Below are 9,414 nucleotides of genomic sequence, written 5' to 3' on the forward strand. Positions count from 1 at the left end.
GCTACCGCCGCATCACGGCGGGCTCGTGCCGGCGCAGCAGCCGGGCGACGACCAGCCCGTACGCGACGGACAGCACGACGAGCATGCCGAGGTCGAGCAGCCAGACGCCCTGCCGGTGCGCGAACAGCGGGTCGTCGGTGAGCGCGCCGGGGACGATCGCGTGCAGGTCGATGGTGGCGGCCATCGCGCCGAGCGCCCAGCGGGAGGGGACCAGCCAGGACAGCTGGTCGAGCACCGGGACGTGGTCGAGCTGCAGCAGCGCCCCGCAGAACACCACCTGGACGATGGCGACCAGCACCAGCAGCGGCATGGTCACCTCTTCCTTCCGCACCAGTGCGGAGATCAGCAGGCCGAGCATCATCGCGGTGATCGAGAGCAGCACCACGGCCAGGGTGATCTCCAGCAGCGGTGGCAGGAACACCCCGCTGCTGCGCGGTCCGAGCTTCACGCCGATCAGCGCGACCATGGTCAGCACCACCGACTGGACGGTCGTGACGGTGCCCAGCACGACGACCTTCGAGCACAGGTAGGCGGATCTGGACAGGCCGACGGCGCGTTCGCGCTGGTAGATGGTCCGTTCCTTGACGAGTTCGCGCACCGCGTTGGCGGCGCCGGTGAGCACCCCGCCGACGCACAGGATCAGCAGCGCGTTCAGCGCGCTGTTCTGGTCAAGCCTGCTGCCGGCCAGGGCGTGCGCCATCGCGCCCATGACGAACGGCAGCGCGATCATCACGGCGAGGAAGGTCCGGTCGGCGGCGAGCGCGCTGGCGTACCGGCGGCACAGCGTGCCGACCTGCTTGCGCCAGCGCCGCGGCCGGGGCGGGGCGGCGGGGGTCGCGTCCGCGGGCAGCGCGCGTTCGGCGGGGGCGGGGGCGAGCGCGCCGGGCCAGTCGCCGACGCCGCCGGCCGGGCCGCTGACGTACTTGCGGTAGGGCTCGGAGACCCGGAAGTCGCCGGCCCAGTCGCGGTCGGCCTGGTTCTCGAACGCCTCGAAGGCGTCCGGCCAGTGCGCGAAGCCGAAGTGCTCCAGCGTCTCGCCGGGCGGCCCGTACCAGGCGGTCCGGCCGCCGGGGGCGAGCAGCAGCAGCCGGTCGCACAGGTCGAGGCTGAGCACGCTGTGGGTGACCACGACGACGGTCCGCCCGTCGTCGGCGAGGCCGCGCAGCATCTGCATCACGGACCGGTCCATGCCGGGGTCGAGCCCGCTGGTGGGCTCGTCGAGGAACAGCAGGGACGGCTTGGTGAGCAGTTCGAGGGCGACGCTGACCCGCTTGCGCTGGCCGCCGGAGAGGCTGGAGATGACCTGGTCGGCGCGCTTGCCGAGGCCGAGCTCGTCGATCACCTCCTCGACCCGGGCGGCCCGTTCCTCGGGCGCGGTGTCGTCGGGGAAGCGCAGTTCGGCGGCGTACGACAGGGCCTTCCGGACGGGCAGTTGGGTGTGCAGGATGTCGTCCTGCGGGACGAGGCCGATCCGGCGGCGCAGTTCGGCGTAGTCGCGGTAGAGGTCGCGGCCGTCGTAGCGGACGGTGCCGCGGTCGGCGGGGCGCAGCCCGGTGAGCGCGTTGAGCAGGGTGGACTTCCCGGCGCCGCTGGGTCCGGCGACCGCGAGCAGGCACTTCTGGCCGACCGGGAAGGTGACCTGGTCGAGCAGCGTGCGGCCGTCGGCGACCTGGACGGTGAGGTCCGCCACGTCGAGGTCGATGTCGCCGGTGTCGACGAACTCCTGGAGTTCGTCGCCGACCAGGCAGAACACCGAGTGGCCGATTCCGACCAGGTCCCCGGGCCCGACGGGGGCCTGTCGCACGGGCCGGCCGTTCAGGTAGGTGCCGTTGTGGCTGTCCAGGTCGACGATCTCGTAGCGGCCGCCGGGCACGGCCCGCAGCTCGGCGTGGTGCCGGGAGACGGTCAGGTCGCCGACCACCAGGTCGTTGTCGGGGCCGCGCCCGATCCGCACCACCTTGGCCGGCAGCGGGCGGACGCTGGAGGGTGGCCGGAACGAGCCGGTGATGGCGGTCAGCGCGGACGGGCGGCGGCCGGGCAGCGGGTGCACGGCGGTCGGTTCGGGCAGCGCGCTGAACGTGCAGCGCGGTCCGTCGCCGGGACTTCCCAGGCAGAGCACGGTGCCGGGCCCGATCTCCAGGTGGATGACCCGGTGTCCGTCGGCGGCGTAGGTGCCGTTGGTGGAGCCGGTGTCGTCGACGATCCAGTGGCCGTCGCCGACGTGCAGTTCGGCGTGGTGCCAGGAGACCCGGGGATCGGTCAGCACGATGTCGCTGGTGGGGTCGCGTCCGAGGGCGTACCTGCGGCTCGGGGTGATGACCGTCGAGTCGCCGCCGGTTTCGAGGACCAGTTTCGGCGCGGTGAGCGCAGCCTCTCGCTCTCCCATAGGTCGATGCTAGACCGCGCGCCGAGCACCCGCCCGGGGGGCGGTTTTCGGCCCTTCGGGTGACAGTGGGAAGCGGCCGCCGCGGATCGGGTACCTGTGGGGTCGGGACCGAGAGGCCCGTTGGGCGGCGGATGGGAGCGGGCTTGTGAACACCTGGGCAACCTGGACCACTCAGGGGATTCTGTCCGGTCACGGCGGTGTGAAGACCGTGGAGATCGGCGTCATCACCGGGGACCTGACGGTGCACACCATGTGGATCGAGGGCGAGGCGCGGCTGACCGTGCAGTACAGCGGCGCGCTCGACTGGTTCACCGTGGAGGGCAGCCCCGTGCCCGCCGCGGACGAGGCAGCGGCGCGCGAGGTGCACCAGCACATGGTGGAGGCCGTGAAGACGGGCGGTGGCGCGACGGCGCCACGGGCCTGACCGGACCGCCCCGCCCGGGCCGCCGCCGACGCACCCGCCGGCCGCGACCCGGGTTTCGTGCGCCCTCCCGCCGGTGGCCCGGGTGCGGGCGGGCGGTGGTGCGCCCCCGGCCGGAGGGGTCCGGCGCGGGGGCGGGGAAGGTTGCGGTCCGGCTGTTCCGCGCGCCGGCCGCCGGGGCGTCACCAGGCGCTGTCCGCGGGCGGCACGTCGCGGCGGCGGGCGGACTCGGCGGCCTCGGCGGCGGTGGAGCCGCGGTGGATCAGCTGCTGGCCGAGGGCGGTGAGGGCCCGGCCGACGGCGAGTTCGTCGCCGATCTCCGGGTCGGCGGGGTCGGTCCGGCTGCGGTGCGCCTCGGCCTCGACCTCGATCAGGTTGACCCCGGTGTCCAGGACGGCGTGCGCCTGGGTGAGGTCGCCGACCTCGACCACCCGCAGCCGGACCGACCACTCGGTGCTGTGCGGTTCGGGCGCCGCCATGTGCCCGCTCACCGCCGCTCCTCCGGTTGCCACTCCGGCCGGTCCGTGTCCGGGTCGCCCTCCGCCCGGGACTCCTCCCACGCGTGCATCGTCTGGTAGGAGGTGACGCCCTCCTCGGGGTCGGCGGCGCGGATGTCGTCCTCGTCCCGCCGGACCTTCTCTTCGAGCCTGTCGCTCATCTCGGACATCCCGGGCTCCTCGCTCTAGAACCCCCGCTGCTCCCTCCAGCGTGCCTCCGCGGGCGGGCTCAGTCGAGTTCGGCCAGCAGGTCCGGGTTGACCGCGCCGACGATCGCCCGGACGTCCGCCGCCGCGACGGCGGGCCACAGCACCGCCCTGGCGGCCCGGTAGCGCTCGGCCAGCCGGGCCCGGTCCGCCGCCGGGAGCAGCGCGGCCCGGTCCGCGCGGGAGTTGTGCGCGTTGTCGGCGATCTTGACCAGGGTGGCGGCGTGGTCGGTGGCGACGTCCAGCAGCATCGCCCGGTAGTCCGTCCCGGCCGTCCGCGTCACCCGCCGGACGGTCGCCACCACGGCGGCGGGTACACCGGCGGCGAGCAGTTCCCCGGCGGTGACCGGGGTGTCCTCCAGGACGTCGTGCAGCAGCGCCGCCATCCGCACCCCCGTCCCGAACGGGGCGACGCCCGCGGCCACCGCGCGCACGTGCTCCACGTACGGCGCCCCGATCCGGTCGTACTGGCCGGCGTGCGCACGGGCGGCCAGGGCGTCGACCTGGTCGAGGGTCAGCTGCGGTGCGGCGGTCATGCGGTCTTCCCTTCTCCGCTTCTCCACTCCGTCCGGAGTGCTCTGTCTGGAGTGCTCTGTCTGGAGTGCTCCACCCGGGGCACTACGGGTGAAGTGCTCCGGACGGAGTGCTCCGCTGCACCGGAGTGTCGCACGGGCCGGGTCGGCGGCCGGTCGGCGGACGGTCCCTCAGGTGCCGCGACGTATAGTCCGGTTGACCGAAGGGAGTGATCGTCCGGTGCGGGTGACCCCGATCTCCCCGGAGCGGCTGGCCGAGCTGCTCGCGGGGCGGATCCACGAACTGGCCGACGACGACCGGCGGCTGCGGGTCGCGATCGACGGCGCGGCGGCCACCGGGCCGGACCGGTTGGCGGACGCCCTGGTGGAGCCGCTGCGCCTGCTCGGGCGGCCGGTGCGGCGGGTGTCGGCGGACGACTTCCTGCGCCCGGCGTCGGTGCGCTTCGAGTACGGCAAGGAGGACCCGGACGCCTTCCACGACCTGTGGCTGGACCAGGGCGCGCTGCTCCGCGAAGTCCTCGACCCGCTCGAACCGGGCGGCGACGGCCGCGTCCTGCCCACCTACTGGGACCGGAAGACCGACCGCGCCACCCGGGCCCGCTACGTGGAACTCCCGCCGCGCGGCGTGCTGTTGCTGGACGGGCCGTTCCTGCTCGGCCGCTGGCTGCCGTTCGAGCTGACGGTGCACCTGACCCAGTCCGCCGCCGCACTGGCCCGCCGCACCCCGGAGGCCGAGCGCTGGACGCTGCCCGCGTTCGAGCGCTACCGCACCGAGACCGGCCCGGACGAGCTGGCCGACCTGACGGTGCGGGTCGAGGACCCCCGGCACCCGGCGCTGGTGGAGCGGGACTGAACTGGTGGAGCGGGACCGAACCGCCTTCGCCCCGCGTTCCGGCCGGGGAGCCTGCTCCCACCGGGGAGCCCGGGCGGGGGCCGGGGGCCCGTCAGGCGGTCGGCGCGGGGCCGCGCTGGCAGCGCGGGCACCAGTAGGCGGTGCGGTCCCGGTCGTGCTTGGCGGTGCGGATCGGGGTGCCGCAGCGCACGCAGGTGCGGCGGGCCCGGCCGTACACCCAGTGCTGGCAGCCGGGCCGGGTGTCGCCGGTGGTGATGTGCCCGGGGCGCAGCTTGTTGGCGTCCAGCAGCTGCCGGGCGCGGTGCAGCAGCCGCTCCGGGTCGGACAGTTCGCCGACCGGCAGCCAGGGGGTGACACCGGCCAGGAAGGCCAGCTCGTTGGCGTACACGTTGCCGAGGCCGGCCAGGTTGCGCTGGTCGAGCAGGGCCGCGCCGACCGGGCGGCGCGGGTCGGCGAGCAGGCGGCGGCGCGCCTCGTCGGCGTCCCAGTCCGGGCCGAGCAGGTCGGGGCCGAGGTGGCCGACCACCCGGTGCTCCTCGTCGCTGCGCAGCAGTTGGACCACCGGCAGCCGGTAGCCGACGGCGGTGCCGTGCTCGGTGCCGAGGACCGCCCGGATCTGGAACGCGGGGCCGCTGCGCCAGCGCTCGCCGGGCCGGAAGGTCTGCCAGCGGCCGTCCATCCGCAGGTGGGTGTGGAGCGTCACGCCGCCCTCGAACCTGGTCAGCAGGTGTTTGCCGCGCGGCACCGTCCGCAGCACTCGGCGCCCCGCCAGGTCGGCGGTGGCGTGGGCGGGAACGCGGAAGTCCGTCACCGTCAGCACGTGACCGGCGAGCGCCTGGTTCAGCTGGGTGGCGACGAGGTAGATGCTGTCTCCTTCGGGCACGCCCCCATCATGCCGTCCGCCTGCGACAGCGCCACCGCCGCCCTCGTCCGTACCGCGGTCCGCGCCCCGGGCTCTGCCCGCAGCGGAAATCCCTGGTCGGCGGCACGCTCCTGCTCTACGGTCGGCGGAATGACGATCACTCACGAGGTGGCTGGAAGCGGCCCCGCGGTAGTCCTGCTGCACTCCTCCGTCTGCGACCGGCGGATGTGGGACGGGCAGTGGGACGCCCTGCGCGAGGCCGGGTACCGCGTGGTGCGGTGCGACTTCCGCGGTTTCGGGGAGACCCCCTGCGCGGACCGCCCGTACGACAACCTGACCGATCTGGCGGAGCTGCTGGACGAACTCGGCATCGAGCGGGCAGCCCTGGTCGGCTCCTCCTTCGGCGGCCGGATCGCCCTCCAGTTCGCGGCCCGCCACCCCGACCGGGTCGGCTCGCTGACCCTGCTCTGCCCGGGCAGCCCGGACCACGAGCCGAGCGCCGAACTGCTGGAGCTGGACGAGCTCGAGGTCGGCCTGGTCGAGTCCGGCCGGCTGGACGAGGCGGTCGAGCTGATGGTGGACACCTGGCTCGGCCCGGACGCGGACGAGGCGGCCCGGGCGAAGGTCCGGACGATGCAGCGGCACGCGTACGAGGTGCAGTTGGCGCCCGAGGAGGAGGTCCTCCCGGCCCGGGTCGAGGTCGACCTGCGGGCGGCGGTCGCACCCGCCCTGGTGTACTCCGGCGCGCACGACCTGGACGACTTCCGCCGGATCGCCGCCGACCTGGCGGCCCTGCTGCCGGACGCCGAGCACCGCGAACTCCCCTGGGCGGGGCACCTGCCCGCGCTGGAGCGCCCCGCGGAGACCGCCGAACTGCTGCTCGCCCGGCTCGCCGAGGTCGGCGGGCGCTGACCGGCCGCACCGCGCGCCACCGCGGCCGTCCCGGGCCGCCGACTCTCCGAACCACGACCCATGTTCACCCCCAAGGGTGAATGTCTCCGGTCGGTCGGGGTGCCGCAACCACTGGGCTCCCGGCCGACCGGTCCATTTTCTGGGCCTCGCGAGCCGATCCGCCGCCGGGAGAAACGATTCGCTTCTGACGGCCCCTCAACGACCCGTTTTCGAACAGGAGGTAGGAGAGGTTCGAAAAAACCCGTGCACACGATCGACCGCTCTGGTGTGATTCCGCTTGATCAACCTCCACGAGAGGAAGCACCACACCCTTGGACGGCACGATGCGCGACACGAACCACCCCCTCGCCTCCGGGTCGGAGGCCGTCCTGGCCCGGCTCGAAACCTACTACGACGCGGTTCCCCGGTTCTCCGCGACGACCGAGGAGCACGGCCCCTTCACCCTGTTCGTCCGCACCGGACAGGGCTGGCACTACTACGCCCGGCCCACCCTGGACGGCCCGGGCGCCTTCACCGCCGAGGACGTCGAGCGGGTCCGGGCCCGGCAGCGCGAGGTCGGGGCGCCCGAGAGCTTCGAGTGGGTGCACGAGACCACGCCGGGTCTGCGCGCCGTCGTCGAGGCCGGCGGGCTGGAGATCCACGAGCACCCGCTGCTGGTGCTCGACCTGGACGGTCCGTCCGCTGCCGCCACCGGGACGGCGGCGGCAGCGGCGGACGGCGGCCCGGAGGTCCGGGTGCTCGCCGCCGACGACCCGCTGCTGCCCGCCGCCATCACCCTGCCGCACCTGGCCTTCGCCGAGTCCGGCACCCAGATCGGCACGGCCGGACCCGAGCAGTTGGTCGAGGCGGTGAAGAGCCCCGACACCGATGCCGCGGTGGCCCGCATGGCCGGGCGGATATCGGCCGGACGCACGGTCCTCGCCGCCGTCGTCGGCCCGGACGGAGCCCCCACCGCCTCCGGCTGCCACCAGCCGATCGACGGGGTCAGCGAGATCGTCGCGGTGGCCACCCTGCCGGCCCTGCGCCGCCAGGGCCTGGCCCGCCGGGTCACCTCGCACCTGGTCGAGCACGCCCGCACCACCGGGGTGCGGACGCTGTTCCTCTCCGCCAGCGACGACGCCGTGGCGCGGATATACGAGAGCGTCGGCTTCCGGCGAATAGCCACCGCCCTGATCGCCGAGCCGCCCGCCGAGGGCTGACCGGCCGCCACCACCCTGCTCACCGGGGCCCGGCCTGTCCGGTGCCGACGGGCCTCGGTGCCTGCGGGCCCCGGTGAGCGGCGGTGCACGGCCGTGCGCGGCGGACGGGCACCGGCGGGAGGGCCGTCAGCCACTCAACTCAGGAGAAGAGCGCGGAGCGGAGCTTGAGCCGGTCGGAGGCGCGGCCGCCGGGGCGGAGGCTGTAGTAGTCCCCGTCGCAGTCGGAGCCGGTGAACATGGTGACGGTCGACCCGGTGAAGTTCTGCGGGGCGAAAGCGGGTTCGGTGGTGTAGGGGTCGGCGACCTCGGGCAGGGTCACGCAGGTGCGGCTGTCCGGGTCGACGAGAACACCGGCCGTCCGGTTCCCGAAGTCGTCGTAGTAGGTGTAGCGGAACTCGCCGACGGCCGCACCGGCCGGGTGGGGCAGGGCGAGCAGCAGGGCGAACGAGGCAGCGGCGGCGGCAACCGTCTGACGCAGGTGCATGGGGTGGAACGGCCTTTCCGGTCGGGTGGATCGGGCCGGATCGGGATGCCGGCCCAACACCCACCACCGTAGGAGCGGGGCACGGCGGCGAATCGATTCTGTCCACCCACCTCGCGTGTCACCCCGCCTCCCGCACCCGCCTCCCGCACCCGCTTCCACGGATCAGGGCCGACACGACGTCAACTGGGGGGAATGCCAACGGACACCGAGCAGGCCGAGCACGCGTTCGGGTGTTAGAACCGGCGTCCAGCGGGCACATGTGTTGCTACCTGGGAGCAGGGCCACGTCGGCGGGGAAGGCCGGGGCGTGCCTGCCTCGCGGCGCGGAGGTGGTTGATGGAAGGACCCGCACTCTCCCCCCGTGAGCTACTGATCCTCGAACAGATCGAGGCAGAGCTGGGGAGCGATCAGGAGCTGGAGCGCGAGCTGCGCACGATGCGGACAGCGAGGATGGCCCGGCTGCGACGGACGCTGGTGGCCCGGCCGTGGTTGGTGGTCGTGGTGATCTCGGGCTGTCTGGCCGTCTCGTTCACACTGCTGGCGCTGGCGGTGGTGTTGAACGAACCGGTCCTGCTGCTGGCCGTGGTGGTCGGCTGGGCCGTCGTGTTGGTGATGCTGATGCTGGTGGCGATGCAGCTGCGCCGACGAGGACGGATCGAGTAACCGCCCACCGGTCCCGGGGCCTCGGCGGAAGGGGCCCCGGACCGAGGACGCGGGCGGACCGGATGGCGGCGCTCCGGCCGGCCGCCGGCCTGAGCGCCCGGGGAGAGGGACGAGCGGCAGGACAGGTAGGTGGTGGAGCAACGGCGAGGAGTGACGCGGGGCGTGGAGAGAAGGAGAGGAGCGGTGTGCAGGGTCGGCGGGCCCGGCCGGGTCCGCCGGGGTCAGAGGCCGGGGAGGCCGGTCTCCAGGTCGTCCAGGGTGTGGGAGCAGGGGCAGTCGCGGGTGGTGGGCAGTGATTCGAGGGCTTTGAACAGGACGGTGCGCAGGCGGTCGACGTTGCGGGCGAAGACTTCCAGGACTTCGGCGTGGGTGACGCCCTCGCCGGTCTCGACGCCCGCG

General features: G+C 73.9%; 11 protein-coding genes and 1 pseudogene. 5 read left to right on the plus strand and 7 right to left on the minus strand.

Annotated features, from left to right (window positions below):
- Position 1: 1 nt before the first annotated feature.
- The gene (locus IH44_RS0121545) at positions 2-2,386 is read right to left on the minus strand and encodes an FHA domain-containing protein (protein WP_030461302.1); all 2,385 of its coding nucleotides are present in this window, start codon (positions 2,384-2,386) and stop codon (positions 2-4) included.
- A 145-nt stretch (positions 2,387-2,531) separates the two neighbouring features.
- On the opposite strand from IH44_RS0121545, the gene IH44_RS0121550 reads away from it, so the two are divergent.
- A complete protein-coding gene (locus IH44_RS0121550) occupies positions 2,532-2,810 on the plus strand; it encodes a hypothetical protein (RefSeq protein WP_030461303.1) in 279 nt (92 codons plus the stop codon).
- 179 nt (positions 2,811-2,989) lie between these two features.
- Here IH44_RS0121550 and IH44_RS0121555 read toward each other — a convergent pair whose 3' ends face one another.
- Genes IH44_RS0121555 through IH44_RS0121565 form a run of 3 tightly spaced genes read right to left on the minus strand, consistent with a single transcriptional unit; the run spans position 2,990 to position 4,046 of the window.
- Positions 2,990-3,298 (minus strand): dsRBD fold-containing protein, encoded by a 309-nt coding sequence (locus IH44_RS0121555; RefSeq protein WP_232795038.1) that lies wholly within the window; start codon positions 3,296-3,298, stop codon positions 2,990-2,992.
- The gene (locus IH44_RS0121560; RefSeq protein WP_030461305.1) at positions 3,295-3,474 is read right to left on the minus strand and encodes a hypothetical protein; all 180 of its coding nucleotides are present in this window, start codon (positions 3,472-3,474) and stop codon (positions 3,295-3,297) included. The genes IH44_RS0121555 and IH44_RS0121560 overlap by 4 nt, the downstream gene beginning before the upstream one ends.
- A gap of 59 nt (positions 3,475-3,533) precedes the next feature.
- Positions 3,534-4,046 (minus strand): HD domain-containing protein, encoded by a 513-nt coding sequence (locus tag IH44_RS0121565; protein ID WP_030461306.1) that lies wholly within the window; start codon positions 4,044-4,046, stop codon positions 3,534-3,536.
- Positions 4,047-4,263: 217 nt separating this feature from the next.
- Between IH44_RS0121565 and IH44_RS0121570 the strand changes: the two genes are divergently transcribed.
- Positions 4,264-4,896 (plus strand): uridine kinase, encoded by a 633-nt coding sequence (locus tag IH44_RS0121570; RefSeq protein WP_030461307.1) that lies wholly within the window; start codon positions 4,264-4,266, stop codon positions 4,894-4,896.
- Between the two features lie 91 nt (positions 4,897-4,987).
- On the opposite strand, the gene IH44_RS0121575 is transcribed toward IH44_RS0121570, so the two are convergent.
- Positions 4,988-5,779, minus strand: coding sequence for a DNA-formamidopyrimidine glycosylase family protein (locus IH44_RS0121575; protein ID WP_030461308.1), 792 nt, complete (start codon positions 5,777-5,779; stop codon positions 4,988-4,990).
- A gap of 129 nt (positions 5,780-5,908) precedes the next feature.
- Between IH44_RS0121575 and IH44_RS0121580 the strand changes: the two genes are divergently transcribed.
- Positions 5,909-6,670 (plus strand): alpha/beta fold hydrolase, encoded by a 762-nt coding sequence (locus IH44_RS0121580; protein ID WP_030461309.1) that lies wholly within the window; start codon positions 5,909-5,911, stop codon positions 6,668-6,670.
- 323 nt (positions 6,671-6,993) lie between these two features.
- On the plus strand, positions 6,994-7,869 hold the full coding sequence (locus IH44_RS0121585; protein ID WP_030461310.1) for a GNAT family N-acetyltransferase: 876 nt from the start codon (positions 6,994-6,996) through the stop codon (positions 7,867-7,869).
- Between the two features lie 139 nt (positions 7,870-8,008).
- Here the strand turns inward: IH44_RS0121585 and IH44_RS0121590 are convergent, their stop codons facing one another.
- Entirely contained in the window at positions 8,009-8,353 is a 345-nt protein-coding gene (locus IH44_RS0121590; RefSeq protein WP_030461311.1) for a hypothetical protein, read from the minus strand.
- Positions 8,354-8,688: 335 nt separating this feature from the next.
- On the opposite strand from IH44_RS0121590, the gene IH44_RS0121595 reads away from it, so the two are divergent.
- Positions 8,689-9,015, plus strand: a complete 327-nt coding sequence (locus IH44_RS0121595) for a hypothetical protein (protein ID WP_030461312.1) — start codon at positions 8,689-8,691, stop codon at positions 9,013-9,015.
- 221 nt (positions 9,016-9,236) lie between these two features.
- On the opposite strand, the pseudogene IH44_RS0121600 reads toward IH44_RS0121595, so the two are convergent.
- Positions 9,237-9,414: pseudogene (locus tag IH44_RS0121600) on the minus strand (5'-methylthioadenosine phosphorylase); the annotation flags it as partial.

Source organism: Kitasatospora sp. NRRL B-11411 (assembly GCF_000721345.1).
GTDB lineage: Bacteria > Actinomycetota > Actinomycetes > Streptomycetales > Streptomycetaceae > Kitasatospora > Kitasatospora cineracea.